At 51.3% G+C, this 19,992-nt stretch carries 36 protein-coding genes and 1 tRNA gene; 20 read left to right on the top strand and 17 right to left on the bottom strand.

Annotated features, from left to right (window positions below):
* Nucleotides 1-2: 2 nt before the first annotated feature.
* The 17 genes from B2J69_RS10060 to B2J69_RS09985 form a co-directional block, all read right to left on the bottom strand.
* A complete protein-coding gene (locus B2J69_RS10060; RefSeq protein ID WP_081138979.1) occupies nt 3-245 on the bottom strand; it encodes a phage holin in 243 nt (80 codons plus the stop codon).
* A 256-nt stretch (nt 246-501) separates the two neighbouring features.
* Nucleotides 502-576: transfer RNA gene (locus B2J69_RS10055), tRNA-Asn, on the bottom strand.
* Nucleotides 577-764: 188 nt separating this feature from the next.
* The gene (locus B2J69_RS10050) at nt 765-1,532 is read right to left on the bottom strand and encodes an antitermination protein Q (RefSeq protein ID WP_081138976.1); all 768 of its coding nucleotides are present in this window, start codon (nt 1,530-1,532) and stop codon (nt 765-767) included.
* The gene (locus tag B2J69_RS10045) at nt 1,529-2,167 is read right to left on the bottom strand and encodes an HNH endonuclease signature motif containing protein (RefSeq protein WP_081138973.1); all 639 of its coding nucleotides are present in this window, start codon (nt 2,165-2,167) and stop codon (nt 1,529-1,531) included. Before B2J69_RS10045 ends, B2J69_RS10050 begins: the two co-directional genes overlap by 4 nt.
* On the bottom strand, nt 2,164-2,526 hold the full coding sequence (locus B2J69_RS10040) for a RusA family crossover junction endodeoxyribonuclease (protein WP_081138970.1): 363 nt from the start codon (nt 2,524-2,526) through the stop codon (nt 2,164-2,166). Before B2J69_RS10040 ends, B2J69_RS10045 begins: the two co-directional genes overlap by 4 nt.
* On the bottom strand, nt 2,523-2,813 hold the full coding sequence (locus B2J69_RS10035) for a DUF1364 domain-containing protein (RefSeq protein WP_081138967.1): 291 nt from the start codon (nt 2,811-2,813) through the stop codon (nt 2,523-2,525). Before B2J69_RS10035 ends, B2J69_RS10040 begins: the two co-directional genes overlap by 4 nt.
* Nucleotides 2,810-3,091 carry a hypothetical protein gene (locus tag B2J69_RS24590; RefSeq protein WP_236722705.1) on the bottom strand — a complete coding sequence of 94 codons (282 nt, stop codon included), beginning with the start codon at nt 3,089-3,091 and terminating at the stop codon, nt 2,810-2,812. Before B2J69_RS24590 ends, B2J69_RS10035 begins: the two co-directional genes overlap by 4 nt.
* Nucleotides 3,069-3,269 (bottom strand): hypothetical protein, encoded by a 201-nt coding sequence (locus tag B2J69_RS10025; protein WP_081138961.1) that lies wholly within the window; start codon nt 3,267-3,269, stop codon nt 3,069-3,071. The genes B2J69_RS24590 and B2J69_RS10025 overlap by 23 nt, the downstream gene beginning before the upstream one ends.
* A complete protein-coding gene (locus tag B2J69_RS10020) occupies nt 3,266-3,553 on the bottom strand; it encodes a hypothetical protein (protein WP_081138958.1) in 288 nt (95 codons plus the stop codon). The genes B2J69_RS10025 and B2J69_RS10020 overlap by 4 nt, the downstream gene beginning before the upstream one ends.
* Nucleotides 3,546-4,001 (bottom strand): YbcN family protein, encoded by a 456-nt coding sequence (locus tag B2J69_RS10015; RefSeq protein WP_081138955.1) that lies wholly within the window; start codon nt 3,999-4,001, stop codon nt 3,546-3,548. The genes B2J69_RS10020 and B2J69_RS10015 overlap by 8 nt, the downstream gene beginning before the upstream one ends.
* A complete protein-coding gene (locus tag B2J69_RS10010) occupies nt 3,967-4,377 on the bottom strand; it encodes a hypothetical protein (RefSeq protein WP_081138952.1) in 411 nt (136 codons plus the stop codon). The genes B2J69_RS10015 and B2J69_RS10010 overlap by 35 nt, the downstream gene beginning before the upstream one ends.
* Nucleotides 4,374-4,529, bottom strand: a complete 156-nt coding sequence (locus B2J69_RS24060) for a hypothetical protein (RefSeq protein ID WP_158083425.1) — start codon at nt 4,527-4,529, stop codon at nt 4,374-4,376. The genes B2J69_RS10010 and B2J69_RS24060 overlap by 4 nt, the downstream gene beginning before the upstream one ends.
* A gap of 2 nt (nt 4,530-4,531) precedes the next feature.
* Entirely contained in the window at nt 4,532-5,224 is a 693-nt protein-coding gene (locus B2J69_RS10005) for a replication protein P (RefSeq protein WP_081138949.1), read from the bottom strand.
* Nucleotides 5,221-6,144 (bottom strand): replication protein, encoded by a 924-nt coding sequence (locus B2J69_RS10000; RefSeq protein WP_081138946.1) that lies wholly within the window; start codon nt 6,142-6,144, stop codon nt 5,221-5,223. Before B2J69_RS10000 ends, B2J69_RS10005 begins: the two co-directional genes overlap by 4 nt.
* A complete protein-coding gene (locus B2J69_RS24320; protein ID WP_081138943.1) occupies nt 6,141-6,944 on the bottom strand; it encodes a ParB/RepB/Spo0J family partition protein in 804 nt (267 codons plus the stop codon). The genes B2J69_RS10000 and B2J69_RS24320 overlap by 4 nt, the downstream gene beginning before the upstream one ends.
* 74 nt (nt 6,945-7,018) lie before the next feature.
* Nucleotides 7,019-7,309 (bottom strand): CII family transcriptional regulator, encoded by a 291-nt coding sequence (locus B2J69_RS09990; protein WP_081138940.1) that lies wholly within the window; start codon nt 7,307-7,309, stop codon nt 7,019-7,021.
* A 114-nt stretch (nt 7,310-7,423) separates the two neighbouring features.
* Nucleotides 7,424-7,642 carry a helix-turn-helix transcriptional regulator gene (locus B2J69_RS09985; protein WP_081138937.1) on the bottom strand — a complete coding sequence of 73 codons (219 nt, stop codon included), beginning with the start codon at nt 7,640-7,642 and terminating at the stop codon, nt 7,424-7,426.
* A gap of 108 nt (nt 7,643-7,750) precedes the next feature.
* Here B2J69_RS09985 and B2J69_RS09980 point away from each other — a divergent pair, with 108 nt between their 5' ends.
* The 20 genes from B2J69_RS09980 to B2J69_RS09880 all read left to right on the top strand — a co-directional run bounded on the left by B2J69_RS09980 (nt 7,751) and on the right by B2J69_RS09880 (nt 19,453).
* Nucleotides 7,751-8,398 carry a LexA family protein gene (locus tag B2J69_RS09980; protein WP_081138934.1) on the top strand — a complete coding sequence of 216 codons (648 nt, stop codon included), beginning with the start codon at nt 7,751-7,753 and terminating at the stop codon, nt 8,396-8,398.
* 45 nt (nt 8,399-8,443) lie between these two features.
* Nucleotides 8,444-8,986 (top strand): hypothetical protein, encoded by a 543-nt coding sequence (locus B2J69_RS09975; RefSeq protein ID WP_081138931.1) that lies wholly within the window; start codon nt 8,444-8,446, stop codon nt 8,984-8,986.
* 44 nt (nt 8,987-9,030) lie between these two features.
* On the top strand, nt 9,031-9,750 hold the full coding sequence (locus tag B2J69_RS09970) for a DUF1828 domain-containing protein (protein ID WP_236722704.1): 720 nt from the start codon (nt 9,031-9,033) through the stop codon (nt 9,748-9,750).
* An 867-nt stretch (nt 9,751-10,617) separates the two neighbouring features.
* Entirely contained in the window at nt 10,618-10,887 is a 270-nt protein-coding gene (locus B2J69_RS09965; protein ID WP_081138925.1) for a hypothetical protein, read from the top strand.
* Nucleotides 10,888-11,197: 310 nt separating this feature from the next.
* Complete coding sequence (locus tag B2J69_RS09960) at nt 11,198-11,470, top strand: hypothetical protein (RefSeq protein WP_081138922.1); 273 nt, start codon at nt 11,198-11,200, stop codon at nt 11,468-11,470.
* Between the two features lie 136 nt (nt 11,471-11,606).
* Complete coding sequence (locus B2J69_RS09955) at nt 11,607-12,119, top strand: HNH endonuclease signature motif containing protein (protein WP_143806268.1); 513 nt, start codon at nt 11,607-11,609, stop codon at nt 12,117-12,119.
* A 24-nt stretch (nt 12,120-12,143) separates the two neighbouring features.
* Nucleotides 12,144-12,275, top strand: a complete 132-nt coding sequence (locus tag B2J69_RS09950; RefSeq protein ID WP_081138916.1) for a protease FtsH-inhibitory lysogeny factor CIII — start codon at nt 12,144-12,146, stop codon at nt 12,273-12,275.
* 106 nt (nt 12,276-12,381) lie between these two features.
* Nucleotides 12,382-12,693: a hypothetical protein gene (locus B2J69_RS09945; RefSeq protein ID WP_143806267.1), complete on the top strand. Its 312-nt coding sequence runs from the start codon at nt 12,382-12,384 to the stop codon at nt 12,691-12,693.
* Nucleotides 12,693-13,433, top strand: coding sequence for a phage recombination protein Bet (gene bet, locus B2J69_RS09940; protein WP_081138910.1), 741 nt, complete (start codon nt 12,693-12,695; stop codon nt 13,431-13,433). Before B2J69_RS09945 ends, bet begins: the two co-directional genes overlap by 1 nt.
* Nucleotides 13,417-14,040: a lambda exonuclease family protein gene (locus B2J69_RS09935; RefSeq protein WP_081138907.1), complete on the top strand. Its 624-nt coding sequence runs from the start codon at nt 13,417-13,419 to the stop codon at nt 14,038-14,040. Before bet ends, B2J69_RS09935 begins: the two co-directional genes overlap by 17 nt.
* Before the next feature lie 243 nt (nt 14,041-14,283).
* Nucleotides 14,284-14,661: a hypothetical protein gene (locus B2J69_RS09925; protein ID WP_081138901.1), complete on the top strand. Its 378-nt coding sequence runs from the start codon at nt 14,284-14,286 to the stop codon at nt 14,659-14,661.
* A gap of 219 nt (nt 14,662-14,880) precedes the next feature.
* Complete coding sequence (locus B2J69_RS24315; protein ID WP_236722703.1) at nt 14,881-15,366, top strand: hypothetical protein; 486 nt, start codon at nt 14,881-14,883, stop codon at nt 15,364-15,366.
* Between the two features lie 35 nt (nt 15,367-15,401).
* On the top strand, nt 15,402-15,638 hold the full coding sequence (locus tag B2J69_RS09910) for a hypothetical protein (protein WP_081138896.1): 237 nt from the start codon (nt 15,402-15,404) through the stop codon (nt 15,636-15,638).
* Nucleotides 15,639-15,712: 74 nt separating this feature from the next.
* Nucleotides 15,713-15,979, top strand: coding sequence for a DUF5405 family protein (locus tag B2J69_RS09905; protein ID WP_081138893.1), 267 nt, complete (start codon nt 15,713-15,715; stop codon nt 15,977-15,979).
* Nucleotides 15,976-16,188, top strand: a complete 213-nt coding sequence (locus tag B2J69_RS09900; protein WP_081138890.1) for a hypothetical protein — start codon at nt 15,976-15,978, stop codon at nt 16,186-16,188. The genes B2J69_RS09905 and B2J69_RS09900 overlap by 4 nt, the downstream gene beginning before the upstream one ends.
* Nucleotides 16,185-16,463: a hypothetical protein gene (locus B2J69_RS09895; RefSeq protein WP_081138887.1), complete on the top strand. Its 279-nt coding sequence runs from the start codon at nt 16,185-16,187 to the stop codon at nt 16,461-16,463. Before B2J69_RS09900 ends, B2J69_RS09895 begins: the two co-directional genes overlap by 4 nt.
* 54 nt (nt 16,464-16,517) lie before the next feature.
* Entirely contained in the window at nt 16,518-16,895 is a 378-nt protein-coding gene (locus B2J69_RS23800; RefSeq protein WP_143806266.1) for a hypothetical protein, read from the top strand.
* A gap of 97 nt (nt 16,896-16,992) precedes the next feature.
* Nucleotides 16,993-17,250: an excisionase family protein gene (gene xisR / locus B2J69_RS09890; protein ID WP_081138884.1), complete on the top strand. Its 258-nt coding sequence runs from the start codon at nt 16,993-16,995 to the stop codon at nt 17,248-17,250.
* A 33-nt stretch (nt 17,251-17,283) separates the two neighbouring features.
* Nucleotides 17,284-18,588, top strand: coding sequence for a tyrosine-type recombinase/integrase (locus B2J69_RS09885; protein ID WP_081138881.1), 1,305 nt, complete (start codon nt 17,284-17,286; stop codon nt 18,586-18,588).
* Nucleotides 18,589-18,634: 46 nt separating this feature from the next.
* Nucleotides 18,635-19,453 (top strand): hypothetical protein, encoded by an 819-nt coding sequence (locus B2J69_RS09880; RefSeq protein ID WP_081138879.1) that lies wholly within the window; start codon nt 18,635-18,637, stop codon nt 19,451-19,453.
* Nucleotides 19,454-19,992 lie beyond the last annotated feature (539 nt).

Genomic DNA, 19,992 nt, shown 5'->3' with positions numbered 1-19,992 from the left:
GGTTATTCCTCGGTGAGGTCGGGCGCGGTGGGCCAGCGTTGAAGCGCTTTGATCTGCGCCAGCGTGGCTTTGCGTTTGTAATACCAGTTGATGCCGAGCGTTAGCAGGGCGACCAGAATACCGGCCAGGACGCCTACAGCGCTCCACTCATCGGGACTAAGCCGGGTCAGAAGACCGTTGGCAATCGTCCCGGCTGACGCGCCATACGCTGCGCCTGAAGCCAGTTTGCTCATATCGATACTCATGTGACCCCCTCGGTGAGGGAGCTGGCTCAATTAGGAATTGTCTACTTTCTGAACTGAGCAAGCCCGGTTAGCTTTAATCTTGTCGAGAGAGAAAAGCACCGCCCTGCCGTTGCGTAGTCAACGTTGAAGAATCCGCCTGAGCGCGGATTTTTTTATGGATAAAAATCGCCCTCTGCCACGATTGGGAAATCCGAAGTGTGCAGTGATTGGCAGGGGCGAAAACAGAAAAGCACCGCCGAAGCAGTGCCTTGATATCTGGCGGGCAAGGCTGGATTCGAACCAGCGACCAATCGGTTAACAGCCGAACGCACAACCGCTGTGCTTCTCACCCGGATTCAGACCAAAAAAAAGCCCCACGGCATGAATCCGCAGGGCTATTTCTGTCCACTTTAAAGCCGTGGACTGCTTTGTTTGTTGCCGCTCAACAACAAGACGTAGCTTTCACTGTTAGGAATCGTATCCCCAGTTTCGGGAAAAGTAAATAGCCTGCGATAAAATAACAGGCTATTTTATTTAACTCTATGCAGTGACCTTGTTCAGCGCTGCATTGGCCCACGACTCCTCTATCTCCAGCTTGCCTATGAGCGTTTCATAGAACGCCTTCACGCTCTTCTTCCAAGTATCCAGGCTGATGGCATCAGTTACGTCACAAACTGCAGCGTGGGCCTCTGTAGACGGGATGCGCTCATATCCCCGACCGCAGCAGCGCTTACAGTCCCCCATTACCGGTACGCCCTGCCGCTCTGACTCTTTGCGCATCACCGCGCGCCCTCGCCCGTTACAGTCCCGGCACGCCGAAGACACAACGCCTTTGCCTGCGCATGTTTTGCAGCGCACCCGGACCTGCTCACGCACTTCGCGTCGGCCGGCGCCGGACAGCATCGACTTCATTGTCACGACTTCAGCTGCAATAAAACCGGAGGCGTTGCAGCACTCGCACGGCTTTACGCTGGCAGCGCTGCGGCAATAATCGAGATAGGCGTAAGTTGCGAGCACTTGCATCACGGCTGGTTTAATATCTGTTTCAAGCTTGCGAAGGGCGGCAACCCGGTCGCAGGTGTGGAGTGCAAAATCAGTTAACAGGGATACGGCGCGTCGGGCGTCGTTCTCGCTTACTCCAATCTTGCCCATAAAAGCGCAGTAACCCATAGCGGCGCGGGACATGGTCATACCCATAGCTGCGATGTAATCAGTGCCTGTAAGCGTGTCTGGTGAAGTTTGGGGTGCCATGCCGCTGAAGTTCTGGGTCTTCGCGTAATGGTACTTGGCTGTCGCTTCTAAGCTCATGCTCTGCTCTCCTTTCTCGGTCCCTGATACTCGCCGTAAGCTGGCTGTCGATTTTTTGCTTTAACAGATCGGTGAGTAACCTTTTCAGAAAATAAGGCTTCTTCAGCAGTCATTCCGCTTTTTAAACGCCTGACGATCGTGGAATGAGATACCCGAACACGTGAATCTCTAGACCATTCAGTTGGTGTTTTAGTCTCACCGTTGTAAGTCACCGAATGTCTCCCTTTAACCGTATGCTGGGGAATATGCACACGAGAACGCATAACGTTGCATGCCCGGCAAAGTACCCTGAGATTATCCGGTTCATTGTGGTGAACGACCTCATCCTTATGATCGATATGTGTAGTCTTCCAGGTAACGGCTTTTCCACATTTCTCACACGGGGGAAGGTTTGCTCCGTATCGGTCATAAACCACTTTACGGTGTTCATAGACTGAACCGTTTGCCATAGCTAATGGATGATCTGGAATGTGAAGCATCTGATAGCCTTTGGAGTTTTGAGAACGAAAACTACGCTTTCCTACTGTGGTTAATTCGTAAGTACCGTATCTCAGCATGCGGAAATAGTGCTTCTGGCAGACCTGTTGCGAGATGTAGTCGCTTTCACGGTCACAACCATCGACTTTGCATTTCATGCTGCCTCCATCTCTGTGATTATGATTTCCAGCCTGCCGCCCTTAACCACTTCACAGCGCACCATGCGCACGTCATCAATGAGGCTGTCGTCAGCGATGACGCCTGCATGGGTGAGCGAGTCAAGAGGGGCTTTGAATAGGTTGTCGAGGTCACGCCGGGCGCGTGTAGGTGGATATGCGAGGATTTTTACTTTTAGCCTGCCGGCCAGTTGGTATTGCTGATTTGCTTCGGTGATTTGTCTGGTTACTGCTGCGGTGTATTCCCTTCCCTTCTTGCTTTTTATCTTTCGTCCGCGGAACACTGAGAAGAGATGATTGTTTCCGGGCGGCCAGGGTAATTCGAGCCTGTATTCATTCATCGCCTTAGCTTCCCCTCTCTGAGCAAAGCATCCTGCGTCCTGATGACGCCTTCGAGATGTGCGATGCGAGCCTCAGTCACTTCACAGCGACGCGTACGCCGGTCTATCTCGTCATGACAGGATGAGCATGCCCAAGCGGCGAAAAGGTCGTCAGGCTTCATTCCTGTGCCGCAAATGCCGACCATCCGGTAATGCGCGAGAACGACTGTTTCCGAGTTGCCATTGCATATGCCTGGAAGCCTCACTTGACATTCCCTGCCCCGCGCTTCTTTGCGTAATTTACTCATCGTCCCCTCCGTGCATTCTTAGGTTGTCGTCTTGCATCCAGCCGGCGCAGCAGCGGGCGCAGGCATACACCCATTCCGGCGGCAATGCTGAACCGCAGCCAGCGCAGCTGATAGCAGGCGTATCGCCAGATGGTGTGGAACGGGACGTAATCGAAGTGCTCGTAGAACCAGTTGTCTTCTTCGCAGATTTCACAGCTCATCCCGAATCGGTATTTATCTTCACTGGTCAGCACGGTGTTGCAGCTACAGCAGCGATTACGCCCAGCATTTGTGCTCATAGGTTGTGTCTCTCCGTGGTTCGCGATTCCCTTCAGGCAGCAGCGCGCTGACCAGCCAGAAGCGGGGATCGGCAGCGAGTGTCTTTTGGGCTTGTATGTTGCGGGCGGCGTAGCGTGAAAGGAGTTCGTTGGCGGTGTCGGTATTTACCGGATCATGAGTGAACCAGGTCTTTTTCATGCGTGCGTCCTGAACAGGTACATGCATGATGACAGCGCTACGCCAGTAGCCTCTGAAACCTGCTTAAACGTCATGCCGCTGCGGCGAAGTCGGACTACTTCCCGCACCTGCTCCATGGTGTGATGCTTTCGACAGCCGGTATTGAGGCTGATGCCGTATGCGGATGCGGCGCAATAAATCGAGCTTGGTGAGCGACCCAAACGCTTTCCGATCTCCGCAGCCGTCATGGTCTGGCCCATTTCCCGTATCGCTCTAATCTCAACGGTGGTGTAGTGCTTACCCATTTTGTTTTTCCTTCAGATTCATGTATTCGCTGTCGGCCGGCACCGTCAGTTTGCAGCCGATGTTTAAAGCCCAGCCCTCTACCTGCGTCAGGAAAAAGTGCATCTCTCCCGTATCAAGATCTGAGGTGTGGCGAAGCGAACTGATTGTGGTTTTCTCGCCGGTGATAACATCGACCATTTCTCGCTGCTCATAGCCGAGATAGGTGTGCTTCATGGCGTCTTTGACCCACTCTTTGGTAGCGATGGTTTTCCCGCGGCGGATGAGGTATTCGCTAAGCTGTTCGTACCAAACATGGGAAAGGGCATTTTGTGAAAGGCTTCTCTTGTCCCGCCAGGGCTTTAAGATGAGGCGGTAGCAGTCGCCGGATTCGAGCAGAGGTTGAAGCTGTTGCCCGATGGCGTTGAAGTTAGTCTTATGAAGCCGAAGGCCCTCTTTCGGTATCTCCATCAACAACCTCCTTCAGTTGCTGAATAATTACGTGAAACGCATCTTCCAGGCGCCCTACGGCTGCATCTGAAAAAGGTTTGTCACCCCGATGAACCATGAGGAGCTGCTGCTGGGCGTTCACGGCGTTGATGTAGGCGTTGCAGATCTGCCGGTAATCTCGCTTTGAGATGGTGACTTGCTTGCTGCTCCTGAGTGGTGGCGCATCATCAGGTGACTGACAGCCCATCAGGTCGACAGCTTCTGCGGCCAGCGTGCTGATATGCGTCAGCGTGTCCTGCGATGCCGGTTGCTTCCGGGCGACGTCAATGATCGCCAGCACCAGGTTGCGCGTCTGGTCCTGCGAAGGTCGGATAATCAGCTGCGTTACCTGCGTCATGCCCTTGCTCCTTCCCGTCCTGCCAGCCAGAAGAAAAACGCGCGGTCGACAGTTTCATCCTGATAGCCGAGGTGCGATCGGGTCATGCTGTGCTTGTCGCCGTGAACGCTGTGATAAAAACGCTCGAAGCTGTTTCTGATGCTTTCGCTCATGATTACCTCCCTTTCCTGACGAGTGCTTTCAGCCGGGCAACGTTGTCCAGAGCCTTTTCGCTGGCGGTTGGCATATACATTTTCTCCAGCTGCGCGCGCGGTGGCGGAATTTCTTCGCCAGACTCGATGCGCGACGCCATTTTGCGAAGCTCGGCGCGGCATTTTGCACGCAGCTCAGACTCGGAGAGGTTGTTGGCGCGCATGGTGCTGTACAGGCCGGTGACCATCCAGTATGCGGCGTTGCTTTCCCACGGATACGCCTCAGGGCTGTCGATCAGACCGCGGCGGGCGGAGTACTTCATCACCATGTCATACAGGCCGTCTTCGTCCGGCAGACCAGCGGAGCGGAGTTCGCCCTGCTTACACCACTGGATAAACTGGCCCGGCGACGGCCAGAACGGCGAGGCACTGGCGCGGGCGTGCTTCATGCCGGCCGACAGCTGCTGCTTCTTGCTGATGTCGTTCTCTGCGAAAGCGATAACCCACTGGCGCTTTGCCGAGGCTTCGTCCCGCGGGTCTTTCAGCGCAGTGCTGACCGATGCAGGAAAAACCTGCTTGAGGCTCATGAACAGCATGTCGACCAGACGCTCAACGGTTTCGTTGACGCCACGATCTACCGGCTGCGGGCCGTCACCAGCCATGCGGGCCAGCGCGCTGCTGTCGCGGTTGTTTATTGCGGCTACGAGGTTTCTCATATGAAATTTTCCTCCCACTCTCTGCGGTCGTTCCAGTGTGGAATCTGCTGCTGTGAACTGGATGGCGCGTTGCGAGCCGGCTGGCTCATCTGCGCTTTAAGGGTCGCCCATTGCTTTCGCAGCTTCGACGGGCTGAGGATATTTGTCTGCCAGAACTGATTGCCGTTCGCCCAGGTGAATACTTCGCAGATTTCCCGGTGGCTGACCTTCAGGGAATCGCGCATCAGGCGAATGTCGTTTGCCCAGGCTGGCCAGTTGGGTTGCTGTGCTGTCGGGGTGATCACCTGAACCCGGCTGAATATCCACTGAGCAGCCAGAAGGTCGTCAGCGTTTCCCCACTTGTCTCCTTTCGGTGAATGAATCGCTGCATCAGGCCGGACAACAGGAAGACTTTTCAGACGCTCGTCAGAGGATTCGCCAGAATTCTCGGACGTATTTTTAATGTCTTTTTTGTCTTTTGTAATAGTGTCTTTTGTGTGTCCCTGTTTTGGTGACAACCCTGTCACCGTTTTGGTGACACTTTTTGTCACTGTTTTGGTGACAGTGACACCATCTTGGTGACACTCTGGAATTTGCCACTCAGCGAGGTTCTTATTAGGCCCGATTAGCATGCCTTCCCGGACCAAAACCCCCATCTGAATAAGCTCGTTTTTCGCCTTGTTCACCTTCTGCCGCGGCAGTCTGGTGAGTTGGCTTATCTGGCTGTCAGCAATGCGATCCATCTTTTTGTTGAAACCGTATGTTTTCCGGCAAACAGCATGCGCAACCTTCGCCTGATTCCTGGTCAGGTTGGCCCCTATCAGCTCTTCGTACAGCTCGTTTGCCAGACGCGTATATCCGTCGTCTGTGTCTGCCACACGTTGCTCCACGACCCGGAGTTCGGGCCTGATTGGTGTTACATTTGCAAGAGCGAGGCTCATGTTGCCTCCTCCGGCTCTGTTGCATCACCTAACACCCAACGGAGCGCTGCAGCGTAATCGCCGGTTGCCTCTGTCAGTGCATGGGTAATTTCTTTGCGGGATCTCATGCGGGGTTTGCTTTCGCCCATCACGGCGCGCTGACGGCGGGCTCTTTCATGGCCCTTCACTTCTGCGCCGACTTGCGTCAGTTCCTTCACCTTGGCGCGTTGTTCTTCCGGCGGCATTGTTGACAGCTGGCGAGCATGAGTGACTGTGACCTGTCCGCCCTCCACTGCATCCTGCACTGCCTGCGTGCAATCCAGCAGCGACATGGTCGCTTTTACGGTCTGAAGGCTGCAGCCGAAAAGCAGTCCTAAATCCTGCTCATCGTGTCCGCGTTCAAGCATCGCCGCCATCTTCTTCGCCCGCCCCAGTGGGGTATCGGCACGCCGGATTTCGTTCGCGCTGACCATGTACTGGGACATGCGCACTGCTGATCCCCGCTTAGCGATTGCTGGCACGAGTACCGGTTCTTTACCTTCTGCCGCCAGGCGAATATTTGCCTCCAGGCTATGCCGGACCCGCTGACGACCGTCGACAACGCAGACCTTGCCGGATTCGGGATCTTTCCAGCACAGAACAGGCTCCAGAACGCCCTGATCCATGATGTTCAGCACCATCGCTTCGTCGATAGGCAGATGAATACGCTCGTCATAAAGCGGGTGCGCCGGGTCAGTAACCAGATACAGGGCGACCGGTTCGAAAAACAGCACATTGCTTTTGCCACTGGCGCCGTAAGCGTCGATTGAGTTCTTAGCCATTGGCGCCTCCGAGATTGAAAACTTCAGCCACTTGTTTCATAATTACCCCTGTGAATTGATCCAGTCTTTTCGCATCAGGCCTCGAAGCTGTTCGCGCAGCTCGGGGCCTTTTCTTTGCCCAGAATCAGGGCCACTTCCTTCGCCACCGCTTTAGCCAACTGCGCAGCATCGTCATCAACAATTCCGTATTCGAGGATGTCGATAGCCATGCTCATCTGGCGGAAAAAGTTCTTCTTCATGCGGCTGACCTGGTATTCAGCGATCCCCAGCTTTTCCGCGAATGTTTTCTGGCTGATAGACGCCAGCTTGTTCAGCAACGCCGATTCAATGCGGCGCGCGTTCTTGCTTTGAGTTGCATGTTCCATCTTGGATAATTCCTTTGTTGGTTAATTGGTTGCGCGACATTTCGGTGAGCAAGTCACTTAAGGTTTCCCCACACGGGCGGGGACGGGTTTCAGAGTGTTAAAGAGCGGTAATGCTTAAGCTGCTTTGTCTTTGGACGGTGGGAAAACTTCATCCAGCGAGCACTTGCAGCCCAGTTTTTTTAAACCTTCAATGATTGCTCGACAGTCATTAAGGCTTGGAGTACGGATGTTCAGTTCATAGTTGGCGATACGGGATTGACCCCAACCAATGGCTGAAGCCAAGACAGCTTGCGAAACTCCGATTTTTTTTCGCTGCTGAGCAATGTTGTTCATTGCAGCCTCCATAACATTAAATGCAGAACCATTACACACAAAATGTGATTAACAGTCAACCTCAATTCGTGTACGGAGTGCAATCACGAACCGTGGTAAATTTACTGGATGAAAACAATGCATGAGTTAATCGGGGAAAGGATCAAATCCCTGCGTGAAGCAAAAGGACTTAGCCAGGTACAGCTAGCCAAACTTTGCGGTTGGGCAGCTCCGTCTCGTCTGGGGAATTATGAATTAGGCACGCGTAAGGTAAGTGCTGACGACGCGGTAGTCCTTGGCTCAGCCCTTGGAGTATCACCAGCCAAAATCATGTTTGGCGATGAAGCCGATTCTGTTTTCAAGCAATACGAATACCCATTGTTCGCCTACGTCCAGGCTGGCCCATTTTCTGAAGTGGGCAGCTACACCGCGAGCGATGCTAAGGCATGGGTGGCAACGACAAAGAAAGCCAGCGAGAACGCTTTCTGGCTTGAGGTAAAAGGTCACTCTATGACGGCACCGCAAGGCGTCCGTCCGAGCTTTCCAGAGGGCATGCTGATTCTGGTTGATCCGGCCGAACCGGTTGAGACGGGCGACTTCTGCGTCGCTTCAGCGAATGGTGATTCAGAGGCAACTTTCAAGAAGTACGAGCTGGATGGCGGCGTTAGTTACCTTGTGCCGCTGAACCCTGCATACAGGATTCTGGACTGTGACCACAGCATTAGAATCATCGGCAAGGTGGTTAAGGCTCAGTGGCCGGAAGAGACGTTTGGGTGAGATAGAAAACCAATTTCTTAAATTTATTCAGGATGAAAACATTCAGTGGCTAAGAAAGATGATTTCAGGCCTACACAAAAACAGGTTGATGATGCCATTAGCGTTCCAAAAAGAGTCACCTTCTCGGGGGTAGCCTGGAATGCTAGCGAAGGCAGGACGCCAATCTGGTATAAGCTCGACCTTAAAGCTTTTGATGGCAATGGAAACCCCTTAGTTGGCATAAGATTTATGCTGCATTGGCGTTATCCAATTGTCGAGGGCGTGGATATTGTCAAACTTTCTTATGTCATGTTTTTGCATGACCGCAGGGTGTTTGCTCTAGACCCATATCCTGCCGACAACAAGCCTCACCGTAACAGAAGCAAGGTTGATCATCCTGATTTCGTTGACGTGGCCATTGGACCTCATTACCACCTGTACTTTGAGTCTGCTGGGGAAGAGGTTGCATTAAAGCTAGATGTAGACATCAAACCAGACGACTTCTTTGGCTACTGGAATTACTTCTGTTCTGCGCTTAATATCACTTATACAGGCAACCCTCCTTTGCCACATCAAGACAACTCAGGCCAGCTATCATGGGAAATGTAACGTGTTCAACAGTCATAACTAAGCTCGGGTTCGAATGTCACCCAATGAGCGATACACTGCTGCGCGTCATTAGCCCGTTCACGTACTATGATGATAGCGAACAAATCAGCGTCTTTGTTCAAGAGATGAGTGGGCAATATCGCATAACCGATTACTGCGACACCTTGATGAACATTGAGTCTCGAGGGATAAACCTGACAAAAAGAAAAATCGATCTCATCCGGGCTTCTCTAGCCTCTCAAGGCGTGACACTTAACGAGTCTGGTGAGATTTCGGCATGGGCAACAGAAAAGAATGTCGGGTCAATGACGGCAAATGTCATTCGAGGTGGGTTACTTGCCTCAGCCCAATCGGCTGATTGGTATGCAGAAGTTAAAGATGACCGGTTTGAAAAGTGTGTCATTAGCTACCTGAAATCGCAGGGGCTAGGCGCCAGGCTTTCTCTTAAAGAAAAAGTGAGAGGAATAAGTGGTCATGACATTACTATTCCCATAACGCTTAAACAAGAATCAAAACTTCTTGCACCTAAGAGAGGATTCACTGTCAGCCTTTCAGGCTCAAGAGGCTGGAATACAGCCCACTCTACAGTTGGAAAGATTGTAGATATTAGTCACTCAGTACCTCAAATCAGCAATCGATTCGTTATTGTCGATAGCGAGGGATTAAGTCCCGAACTGCAACAGCTGTCATTGCTGTTCAACGATAGCGCCCTTGTGCTTCCTTTCCATAACAGGGACACCTGGATTGAATCACTGGTTGCTTAAGTATCCCGGCCACCGCGCCGGGCTTTTCATACCTGCACCACCTGCACCTTTTCTTTACTCCTGCACTTTTTTCATTCTCCTGCACTCTGCTGCTAAACCTGCAACCCGCCACTGAGCGGGCTTTTTTCTTTTCAATACATCAAGTAACGCAATCCTGACGAGTAAAATTACTGCGCTATCTTTTACAGCAGCGCAGCGGCAATTGCCTAAGATTGTAGAGCACATTTGCTGTGTGCGATGGCTTTCCCCATTTGAAGCGATGTTTCAATTGCCCGCTCTTGCAGCGGGCTTTTTTTATGAAATAAGCGCAACCGCTAATTAAATCAACCGCTTACGCTTGCATATTGAAGCGTGGTTATTATTATGAGCAGACCAGCCAGATAAATCGTGTGTCATGGGTGGGATTCTAAAAGCAACTCGCTATCTACCACGTTGCCCGTCATCTCTCCTCGAGTGACGGGCTTTTTTGTGCCTGCCGATCACCGCCAAAAATAAATTCACACCGAAATCATACACATAACGTGTTACACGCATTTTATACACAAATCGTGATTGACCATTAAATCACAATATGTGAATATCCTTTCCATCAGCAGGACGCAGTACCCAATAGGATGTTGGATCGCTCTTTAACATTGATGGGGTTTATTTCTCCCGCCCTTGTGGGAGACCAAAGAGCAGTTGGCTTTGGGATTGGATGAATGCGCAGGCTGATGCGCGATAAGGCAGCGGCACCCATGCCGACATAGATTTCAGTCGGATCGAGCGTGGCGGACACGGCTCAGGCTATGAACAAGCTGCCGACTTCCGAAAGCCGGAGATCAGCACCGGCCATCCAATCACCTAAGCCAATTACCGGAGGTAAATATGTTTGCAGCTACCAACAGCGTCAGCCGTCGCTACCTCAAGCGTGGCGAACTGATCGCAAAACGCCGTGCAGAAGCGGCAGAAGGCAAAGCACGCGTTGACGTCAGTGCCGAGCGCGTCTCGCGCGCTGTATTGGCGCCGAGCTTTCGTGAAAAGAACGATGAAGTAGCACTGCGCGTTAGCACCAAATACCAGAAGGTCAGCAACGAAGCTGGTCGTCAGATTCACGCAGTGCAGAAGATGCGCGGGAAAAGCGTACCGCTTATCTAATCTCTTTCATCCCAGCTTCTGCGTCGGTAAGCGAGGTGAAGCTGGTACAGATTGCTGGCTTTAACCTGTTTCCCGCATAGGGAACAGACAGCCCCATGCGGAGTATGTTTTTTTTCGTCTTGAAAGGTGAACTGAAAACGGCGAGCTCCGCACTCAGGGCACCGAAACTTAACCCGGCCCATTAGGAGACTCCGCTTAAATTTTAGTTAGTGGTAGCTAACCCTGGCACCCTTCTCAGGTTTAGCCAGAAAAAATTAAATTACTTGCCGCATAAGCGGCTTTTTTTACGCCCGAATTCAGGAGAGTAACGATGTGCAATTGCATTGAAGAGGTTGGCCAGAAGGTCCGGGAGCAGATGCTCAAAAGCAAACCGGATGATGCCGAAATCGACGAAAGCTGGGGAGCCAGCGGCTGGGACAATCAAGTCATGTCGCTCGGCGATGGCAAAATTCGCGTGATGCTCAATTACAAAATGGGCTGGTATCCACGCAAGAAAGACGGCAGCCGCGCTAAGAACGCCAGCCGCAAAGAAATGGCCGTGAAGATGAGTCACTGCCCTTTCTGTGGCGTCAGCCTTGAGTGACACCGCAATGACCTGTTTTGACAGGTCATTGCGGTGCATTTGCACCAGACGCGTAATGAGCCGCAATGCGGTACGAGAGTTTTTCGCCTTTGGCTCCTGCAGGAATGCAGGGGCCATTTTTTGAGGCTATAGAAACGTGAAGCCATTAGATATGAGTGCCCACCTTTCTTGGGAGGAGCTCACAAAGAATTTTCGCTATGACCCTGATACGGGGTTGTTTACAAAGAAAGCATTAACCAAATACCAAAAAGAAAGGCCAGCAGGATCCAATAGCGGCTCTGAATACACCCGAATATGCATAAACAGGCGCGTTTATTTTGCTCACAGACTTGCCTGGTATTACATGACAGGAAGCCCCCCAGAAAAGCTTATTGATCATATCAATGGCGATAAGCGCGACAACCGATTCTGCAACCTAAGAGAAGCCGATTACTCCCAGAACATGATGAACAGCAAGCTATCTTGCGCCAATACATCTGGGTGCAAGGGGGTTGATTGGGTCAAGCGGAAACGGAGGTGGAGAGCTACTGGAAAGATTGATGGCAAGAAAATTTACCTAGGCCTGTTTGCTAACAAAGAAGATGCCATCAAAAAGTACCAAGAATTCGCTAAACAAAACCACGGCGAATTTTTTCTGAAAACTAAATAATCCACTCACAACAAGGAATAAGCCATGCAACAGATCGCCGTTGCAGGGTGGCCCGTTGCTGGCTGCTCTGAATCTTTACTCGAAACCATTACTCGCCGCCTTCGTGCTGGCTGGCGTTCTCTCATCGAAACCCTGAACCAAAGAGGCCAGCCATGAGAATCCGCTATTTCCAGAAAGCGCAGGAGCTTTCACGTGAGGCCCATCTGTTCGGCGACAGCGCGAAATGGGCTATGGCAATGCTGTTGTTACGGAGGGCGCACCAGTGAAACTTTCATGGCGTGCTAAGCAGGAAGTCGAAGAGATCATGAAAAACCTCTCTGAGACCGATTTAGAGCGCATCGGTGATGAAGTTGACGCGATGATGGAGCGGCACAAGATTAACCCGCTGATGACCGCGCTGTGCGCGTTCCTGCCGAAGCACTTCGATTACCCGGCCATAGAAATGGTCGACGAAGACGACGAGCAGTACGAAGCCGCCGAAAACTTCCTGCGCGATGCGCTGGTGAAGGTGGCAAAGCGGGAAATGGCGATCGGTATCTGGAAAAACAAAAACAGCTATGACGAGGTAGCGTGATGACAACTGCATTAACAACGATGGCCGGCAAGCTGGCAGAACGCCTTGGAATGGACCCCGGCACCGACCTGATGAACACGCTGAAGAATACAGCGTTCAAAGGTGGCAACGTCACGGATGAGCAGTTCACCGCCCTGCTCATTGTTGCTAACCAGTTCGGCCTCAACCCGTGGACGAAAGAGATTTACGCCTTTCCTGATAAAGGCGGCATCGTTCCGGTCGTTGGCGTTGATGGCTGGGCTCGCATCATCAACGAGCATCCGCAGTTTGATGGCATGGAGTTCATTTACGACAAGGAAGAAGGCGCCAGTACCTGCAAGATTTACCGCAAAGACCGCAATCATCCGACCGTAGTAACTGAGTACATGGCGGAGTGTAAGCGCAATACGCAGCCATGGCAGTCACACCCTACCCGCATGCTTCGCCATAAGTCACTTATCCAGTGCGCCCGCATGGCATTCGGTTTCGCCGGCATATTTGACCAGGACGAAGCAGAGCGGATTATCGAGAGCACTCCAGCAGGTGTTACCGCAGGCAAGGAAAGCGACGGACGCCGTCCAGCTCTGATTGCGAAGTGCGAAGAAGCTGCGCAAATAAGCCTCGAAATATTCGCTGAGACATGGAAGAACCTCAGCCAGGAAGAGCGCCAGATTATCGGCAACGCAGAGAAAGAGCGCATCAAAAACAGCATCGCTATAGACGCAGAATTCAGCGAGGTGCCGAATGGAACAGAGAACTGACGAGTGGTTCGCGGCGCGCTGTGGAAAGGTCACAGCAAGCCGACTGGCTGACGTAATGGCAAAGACAAAGTCAGGCTACGCTGCCAGCCGGCAGAACTATATGGCAGAGCTTATCTGCCAGCGTCTGACCGGGAAATCTCAGGAAGGATTCAGTAATGCAGCAATGCAGCGCGGTACGGAGCTGGAGCCGGTCGCGCGAGAAATGTATGTGCTGAATCAGTTTGACGCCAACGTTAACGAAGCGGGATTTGTTAACCACCCAACCCTGAAGGGATTCGGAGCCAGCCCGGACGGTCTGGTCAATAGCGACGGGCTTCTGGAAATTAAATGCCCGAACACCTGGACGCATCTCGAAACGCTGAAGACCGGCCAACCGGCAAGAAAGTATCTCCTGCAGATGCACGCGCAGATGATGTGTACTGGCCGTAACTGGTGCGACTTCGTCAGTTACGACGACAGGCTGCCCCCTGAACTGGCTTACTTTGAAACCCGTGTAGCGCTGGACAGCCAGCTTGTTGATGAAATTACGGCAGAGGTGAAGAAGTTTATCGCCGAACTGGAAAAGGAAGTGGAGGCGATTCTTAACCGCGGCAAGGAGGCTGCATGATACAAACGCCCGACTACAAACGCCGGGGCAACCAGATAAGCCTCGGCCGACGGTGGACTTACACAGAGCTCGGCATCCTCAAAGAACTCGCAGCAACTACCCCGCCCAAATTAATCGCCAGACAACTTAACCGCTCATACGAATCTGTTCGCCGCATGGCGTATCAGTGTCGCGTGTCGTTCCGTGAAGAGCGCAAAAAGGCTGGCTAACTATTTCGCCGCTCAGCGGCTCAGGAGATGACAGATGAGTGAAGTTGCGATTTATAAAGGCCCATACCTGGGCGACGACAGGCTTTACGTGCGACTTGACGCCTACAACGATGTGGTTGCAGAAAATGCCGCCCTGCAGCAAAAGCTGGATGCGCTGGCGGCGGAGCGGGAAAAGTTTGCAGTTGAGTGCGCCGCAGCAAAAATCGCAATTCAGTATGCCAATAACGCTGGATTTAAATGCCTGCTCAATACCCCGGACATTAACGCCTACCTCAACTCTGTGCGGGCTGAGGGCGTGGAGATGTTCGCAGCTCGTCTTCGCAGTGACGCGACCGAACTATCGGTTTGCAAAATGATCGCTTTGGGCGCTGATGATTTCGCTGCCCAACTCCGCTCACAGGAGGCCAAATGAAGCAACTAACTGACATCGTATGCTGCCCCGATGTGGCAGCAAGTCGCTCACATGGGATGCCACAGTCGTCAAAAATACCAGCGTCAAAGATGGCCTTCTCAGACTGCATGAGGTCTCAGGGCTGTTTTATCTCGGCTGCGATGAGTGCTCAGAGACAGTGGCTAGAGCAACCGCGCATGAAGTGGCTGACTTTCTCAATGCAAATATGCAGGAGGCCAAATGATGCAATTTACGGAAGAGCAGAGAAAGGCGCTGGCTGGACTTTGCAATATCGAGATCAAACGCTGGAAAGTCGCATCAGAAGCGAACCCGAATATGCGCTATATGGTCGAGCTGATGGAAATCGCCCTGGCTGCACTGGCTGCCCCGCCCGTTGCCGCGCTGACTCTTCCAACGCTTCGCCTGCTGATTGAAAGCGAGGTGTCCGACTTTTGCGCGGGAATAGGCTCGCCGGGTGAGCCTGAGACGCCGGAGGAAATTCAGGCTGATCTGATGGGTCGAATCGCAGCCGTTTTTCGTGACCCGCTGCCAGCAGCCATGAACGCCACCGCGCCAGCAGTGCCCGATGGCTGGAAGATAGTGCCGGTTGAGCCAACGCCTGAGATGATTAGCGCGGGGAAAGGGGGCTGCGTTACTAGCTATATGGCGCGGGAAATCTATGACGATATGCTGGCAGCAGCGCCTTCCCCATCTGACCACCTCTGATATACTGTTCGCATAAACAGTATATTGGTGGATATATGCGCAAATTCGTAAGTGGCGCAGTAGCGTTCTACATGCTCGATAAGGGTGAGAAGCTCACCAAGAATGAGATATTTCACCGCTACGACCCGGTGCGCTTCGTAATCTGGCCGCGCAAGGGTGGCTGGGACGTGATGGAGTGCGTGGGCAATGAATGGTTCAGGTTAAGCGACAGCCTGTTTGAATCGGAGAATGCCGCATTCGTGTTCGCCTACGAGAAGTTCTGCGCTGAGTGACGCACAAAGAAAACAGTTAACGAAATGACCGCCCACGAGGCGGTTTTTTTATTGCCTGAATTTTGGAGATAACCATGAAAATTAATATTGGTGACAAGTACGTCCTGACCGCTGACCAGTTCCAGTTCATCGTGCAGGAGAGGAAAGTCGTGAAGGAAGGAAAGAACGCCGGCGGGGAATACCTGTCACTGGTCGGCTACTTCCCGAAGCTCAGCCAGGCAATTGCTGGCCTTATTCATTTGGACGTGCAGATGTCGGATGTGCAGTCGCTGCAGGAGATGGAACGGCATATTCGCCGGGTGTCTGAGCAATGCGAACAGGCGATTAAGGAGGCTGTATGAATTTTCCAGATGCAGCAGATGAAGCGGCAGCAAGAGAGCAGCAGATGATTGAGGTAGCGCTGGCGAACAGGCCACGGCCGGCGGTCGAGTTCACCGGCAAATGTCACTACTGCGAGGAGACGATAAGCAAGGGGCATTACTGCGATGCAGGGTGTCGCGAGGACCATGAACGATTATTATGGGCGCAGAAGCAGAGGAGCGTTGCGTGAAGATTAAGTCATTAAAGCCAGGCGATACTGTGTATAGCCTTTCCCGCCATAAAATGGGCAATACCACCATTAACACCGTGTCAATGTATCGCGTGAGCATTAAAGAGGTGCACGAAGACCACGTAATTGCGTCGGTTAATGGAAACGCGCCTCGTAAGTACCGCGAAAGCGAGGTGGCAAAGTGGAAGAAGGATGAGCCCGTCTTGATCCGCAGCCGCATGGGGTATGCGCGCCTGGCCACGAAGTCAGAAAAAGAAGCACTCAAGTCTAAGTAATCCTCCCGGCCCCACTCACCCTATTCACTATCGCGCTCTGCGTGAGGAGTTGTTATGTCTGAAGAGCAACAATATTTCATAGTTTCAGTTAAGTGGACGGAGCGGCGCCAGCCTTATATTACGCTGTGGGGCCATGATGACAGTGGATATCGGGCACGGTTAGAGACATCCGGCCGTTATGGATATGAGCGTGTAATTTCTAATCCTTCCTATTACAACAATGGCTACCACACTCTTGCTGTTCCCTGCTCGGCCTTGGAGGAGATGGCAGCCGATGTTAAGCCGGGATGGCTCGACGGAGATGGTGGCACATGGGTGCCCAACACAAAAGCAAACTGGGACGTCATTCTAAAAAGCGCCATCTGCAGCCCAGCGCGGGAGCCGAAGCCTCGCTATCGCGGCGCACCAAGAAGTCACGACCGTGCAGCATGAATACCCTCAGCGACATCTCCCCCGGCGAGTTCACTCTGTGGCTCGCCTTTTTTATCGCCTGCATAGTGGCCTGGTACTGGCCTGATAAGGAGTAGATATGGAAAACGTAATTCAGCTGATGCCAAGCAAGTGGGTTACTGAAGATGTCCTGATCGCAATCACTGGTTTACGACCAGGCACAATCAAGAGAGCCAGAGAGAACTGCTGGCTACAGGGCAGAGAGTACCTTCTCTTCTCTCCGGTCAACGATCCGAAACCAAACAGTGAGGCAATGTACAACCGCGAGGCCATCGACAAGTGGATCGAGGCTCAGGCGCAACGTCAACCAGATGCGGCTGAGCGGAAAAAAGCTTAACCTGACCTCCCTTTCAACCAATGGAGAAGACGCATGTCAAAGTCAGCGTATCCGACCGGAGTAGAAAACCATGGCGGCTTTCTGCGGATCTGGTTTGTCTATCAGGGTAAAAGAGTGCGTGAGTCGCTTGGTGTGCCTGACACGCCGAAGAATAGAAAGGCGGCAGGTGAGCTTCGCATGGTGATCATGTACCGCATCAAAACGGGAACATTCAACTATGAGGAGCAGTTTCCCAACTCAACCAGGTCCGAAAAAACCAGAGAAATGATTACTATCACACTGAAAGAAATGTGTGATAAATTTCTGGCCCTAAAACAGCCGACCATTACCGCCATAACGATGAAAAATACGAGGGCTCGGCTGAAAACGGTATGCCTCTTGCTTGGCGAAGACAGAAAAATATCCACTATCCGGCAAGAGGACGTTCTCAGGTTGAGAAATGAGCTGCTCAATGGAACCCAATTTCAGAGAATGTTCCAGCCATCAACGAAAAAAGGAAGAGCCGTATCTACAGTCAATAACTCTATTTTTTTACTCAAAGAGGTGCTTTCGTTCGCCGTACGAAATGGATACCTGGAAAGCAACCCCGCTGAAGGCATAAACCCAATGAAAAAGGACCGCAATGAACCAGACCCACTCACTAAAGATGAGTTTGTCAGGTTGATCGAAGCGGCACTTCACCCACAAATCAAAAATCTTTGGGCGTTTGCCGTCTACACGGGCTTGCGGCACGGTGAGCTTTGTGCGCTGGCATGGGAGGATATAGATATGATTAACGGGACAGTTAAGGTTCGTAGAAGCCTGACGCCTTTGGGTGAGTTTTGCATGCCGAAAACCGTATCTGGTGAACGAGTTGTTCATCTTATAGCGCCAGCGATTGAGGCACTGAAAAGTCAGATGGCTATAACCAGGATGCTCAAACCAAAGGCTGTCAGAGTTTCCGGAAGAGAGTACGCCCGAACAGAGGAAGCGGAACTAACATTCGTTTTCAACTCGTCAGTAACGGATACCAACAGCAGAAGCCTGGGAAACTATTCGGTGATGTCTATAAATGGCATGTGGAAAAATATAATCAAACGTTCGGGCGTCAGGCACCGCCGGCCATACCAGACGCGCCACACATACGCGTGCTGGTCACTCTCTGCAGGAGCTAACCCCAACTTCATTGCCAGCCAGATGGGGCACAGAAATGCTCAAATGGTGTACAACGTTTATGGGCGCTGGATGAGCGAAAATAACAACGATCAGGTTGACCTTCTTAACAGTAAATTAAACGATTTTGCCCCATCAGCGCCCCACAAGGTGTTCGGTATAAGTAAAATCATTTTAACTCAATAGGTTAGCATATAATACCAACTCTACTAACTCCCACTGGTATCTTTCGATGTATTTGGTTGCGGTTGTGATGGCTGAAAAACCAAAGAGTGTATCATGGAAGATCCATGATTATGGCCTGCTAATACTGAGCTCGCTCAGTGGTCCATTTGTTGTATTTATCGCGCCATGCTTATTCATTAAAAGAGTTTATGAAAGAGGCGGTATTTTAAATGCTATAAAGGGAATTAATTCCTTCGATCTCATTATGGCTTCCTGCTGCGTTATTCAGGTAGCCGCTATACTCTTATCTCCTGACACTGCTCGATCCTCTGCCCCTCTCGGTGCATCGATAGGTGTTTTGATAAAAATTGTATCCTATCGAATTATTGCTGGCACCTTTTTGCCTAATGACGCAATACCTTTTATTCTATTCAATAAGTGGCTCTGCCTGGCATTGTTCCTTCTTTTTATCATACCGGCAGTGTACTACTTCTTCCGGGCGGGATGGAGATTTAAGATCGCGCTCATTTTTCCCACATTGATGATTGGGTTTGCGTTAGCTAAACCAATGATGAGCATTACAGACCCACAGTGGCCAGTATTTTTTATCCCGGGCAGTGGCGAAAGATATTTTTTCGTTACTAATTTTGCTTTCTTCTGCTTTATTTTGTTTATGATTTCTAAGGCCGGCAAAGCAGGTAAGTTTGCCCTTCCAGCCCTGTGCTTGTTCACCCTGCTTTTGGTGAGTCGAGATTTTCGTATGCAACCTTATGCTGACGTGGGTTTTGCGAAGGATATCTCTGAATTCAACTTATTATCTGAAGACCAAGTGAAGAACATCCACATCAACCCTCCAGGGTGGATTATGACGCTCCATAAAAAGTAAAGAAAAGGCCATTACATTGATGGCCTAACTTGTTCATTCTGCTGACAGTTCAAAATGGCAAGAAAACGCGCTACTGTTGGCACTTTACACATTTCTTATATAAAACCTGGCCGATATTGCGCTGCGTTCACCAGGAGCATATACAAAAAAGCCGTCCGCGCCAAAATTTGTCGGAGTTACTTTAGCTGTGTTGGTTATTTCTTTTGGACATGCTTACTGGCACCGCTACGGTACAGCTTAAGTAGTAGCAAAAACTGCCCCTATAAATTTGTCGAGATTAAACTTATTCCTCTATACGCATCAAGCTAGCAGCAACATTTGGCCCGATTACGTTAAACAGTGTTAACCATATGTTTGATTTTTTTGAGATTAATGTTATCAAAAAACTATCAATATTTTTTTTATATTTTTTTTTGGTCATTTGCCTAGTGACCATAACTAAAAATCCGCCGACGCTTAATGCGATATGTCTTCGCTTGAAACTATTTCAAATATGATAATCCATCATTGTTACTTTGACTAAATGGTTTACGAATTAT

The sequence above is a fragment of the Pantoea latae genome, assembly GCF_002077695.1.
GTDB classification, from domain to species: Bacteria; Pseudomonadota; Gammaproteobacteria; order Enterobacterales; family Enterobacteriaceae; genus Pantoea; species Pantoea latae.
The sequence above is the reverse complement of the archived record's forward strand: the minus strand, read 5'-3'. Positions and strand labels throughout refer to the sequence as shown.

Bases quoted from the DNA above. Each gene is read 5' to 3' on its own strand.
- B2J69_RS10005 (WP_081138949.1), bottom strand. From the start codon at position 5,224: ATGAGAAACCTCGTAGCCGCAATAAACAACCGCGACAGCAGCGCGCTG.
- B2J69_RS10015 (WP_081138955.1), bottom strand. From the start codon at position 4,001: ATGGAGATACCGAAAGAGGGCCTTCGGCTTCATAAGACTAACTTCAAC.
- bet (WP_081138910.1), top strand. From the start codon at position 12,693: ATGACAACTGCATTAACAACGATGGCCGGCAAGCTGGCAGAACGCCTT.
- B2J69_RS24320 (WP_081138943.1), bottom strand. From the start codon at position 6,944: ATGGCTAAGAACTCAATCGACGCTTACGGCGCCAGTGGCAAAAGCAAT.
- B2J69_RS09985 (WP_081138937.1), bottom strand. From the start codon at position 7,642: ATGAACAACATTGCTCAGCAGCGAAAAAAAATCGGAGTTTCGCAAGCT.
- B2J69_RS09960 (WP_081138922.1), top strand. From the start codon at position 11,198: ATGTGCAATTGCATTGAAGAGGTTGGCCAGAAGGTCCGGGAGCAGATG.
- B2J69_RS09980 (WP_081138934.1), top strand. From the start codon at position 7,751: ATGAAAACAATGCATGAGTTAATCGGGGAAAGGATCAAATCCCTGCGT.
- B2J69_RS24315 (WP_236722703.1), top strand. From the start codon at position 14,881: ATGATGCAATTTACGGAAGAGCAGAGAAAGGCGCTGGCTGGACTTTGC.
- B2J69_RS09950 (WP_081138916.1), top strand. From the start codon at position 12,144: ATGCAACAGATCGCCGTTGCAGGGTGGCCCGTTGCTGGCTGCTCTGAA.
- B2J69_RS09965 (WP_081138925.1), top strand. From the start codon at position 10,618: ATGTTTGCAGCTACCAACAGCGTCAGCCGTCGCTACCTCAAGCGTGGC.
- B2J69_RS10010 (WP_081138952.1), bottom strand. From the start codon at position 4,377: ATGACGCAGGTAACGCAGCTGATTATCCGACCTTCGCAGGACCAGACG.
- B2J69_RS10045 (WP_081138973.1), bottom strand. From the start codon at position 2,167: ATGAAATGCAAAGTCGATGGTTGTGACCGTGAAAGCGACTACATCTCG.
- B2J69_RS09970 (WP_236722704.1), top strand. From the start codon at position 9,031: ATGAGCGATACACTGCTGCGCGTCATTAGCCCGTTCACGTACTATGAT.
- B2J69_RS10050 (WP_081138976.1), bottom strand. From the start codon at position 1,532: ATGAGCTTAGAAGCGACAGCCAAGTACCATTACGCGAAGACCCAGAAC.
- B2J69_RS10020 (WP_081138958.1), bottom strand. From the start codon at position 3,553: ATGGGTAAGCACTACACCACCGTTGAGATTAGAGCGATACGGGAAATG.
- B2J69_RS09885 (WP_081138881.1), top strand. From the start codon at position 17,284: ATGTCAAAGTCAGCGTATCCGACCGGAGTAGAAAACCATGGCGGCTTT.
- B2J69_RS09925 (WP_081138901.1), top strand. From the start codon at position 14,284: ATGAGTGAAGTTGCGATTTATAAAGGCCCATACCTGGGCGACGACAGG.
- B2J69_RS10040 (WP_081138970.1), bottom strand. From the start codon at position 2,526: ATGAATGAATACAGGCTCGAATTACCCTGGCCGCCCGGAAACAATCAT.
- B2J69_RS24060 (WP_158083425.1), bottom strand. From the start codon at position 4,529: ATGAGCGAAAGCATCAGAAACAGCTTCGAGCGTTTTTATCACAGCGTT.
- B2J69_RS10060 (WP_081138979.1), bottom strand. From the start codon at position 245: ATGAGTATCGATATGAGCAAACTGGCTTCAGGCGCAGCGTATGGCGCG.
- B2J69_RS09935 (WP_081138907.1), top strand. From the start codon at position 13,417: ATGGAACAGAGAACTGACGAGTGGTTCGCGGCGCGCTGTGGAAAGGTC.
- B2J69_RS09905 (WP_081138893.1), top strand. From the start codon at position 15,713: ATGAAAATTAATATTGGTGACAAGTACGTCCTGACCGCTGACCAGTTC.
- B2J69_RS10035 (WP_081138967.1), bottom strand. From the start codon at position 2,813: ATGAGTAAATTACGCAAAGAAGCGCGGGGCAGGGAATGTCAAGTGAGG.
- B2J69_RS23800 (WP_143806266.1), top strand. From the start codon at position 16,518: ATGTCTGAAGAGCAACAATATTTCATAGTTTCAGTTAAGTGGACGGAG.
- B2J69_RS24590 (WP_236722705.1), bottom strand. From the start codon at position 3,091: ATGAGCACAAATGCTGGGCGTAATCGCTGCTGTAGCTGCAACACCGTG.
- B2J69_RS10000 (WP_081138946.1), bottom strand. From the start codon at position 6,144: ATGAGCCTCGCTCTTGCAAATGTAACACCAATCAGGCCCGAACTCCGG.
- B2J69_RS09910 (WP_081138896.1), top strand. From the start codon at position 15,402: ATGCGCAAATTCGTAAGTGGCGCAGTAGCGTTCTACATGCTCGATAAG.
- xisR (WP_081138884.1), top strand. From the start codon at position 16,993: ATGGAAAACGTAATTCAGCTGATGCCAAGCAAGTGGGTTACTGAAGAT.
- B2J69_RS10025 (WP_081138961.1), bottom strand. From the start codon at position 3,269: ATGAAAAAGACCTGGTTCACTCATGATCCGGTAAATACCGACACCGCC.
- B2J69_RS09900 (WP_081138890.1), top strand. From the start codon at position 15,976: ATGAATTTTCCAGATGCAGCAGATGAAGCGGCAGCAAGAGAGCAGCAG.
- B2J69_RS09990 (WP_081138940.1), bottom strand. From the start codon at position 7,309: ATGGAACATGCAACTCAAAGCAAGAACGCGCGCCGCATTGAATCGGCG.
- B2J69_RS09880 (WP_081138879.1), top strand. From the start codon at position 18,635: ATGTATTTGGTTGCGGTTGTGATGGCTGAAAAACCAAAGAGTGTATCA.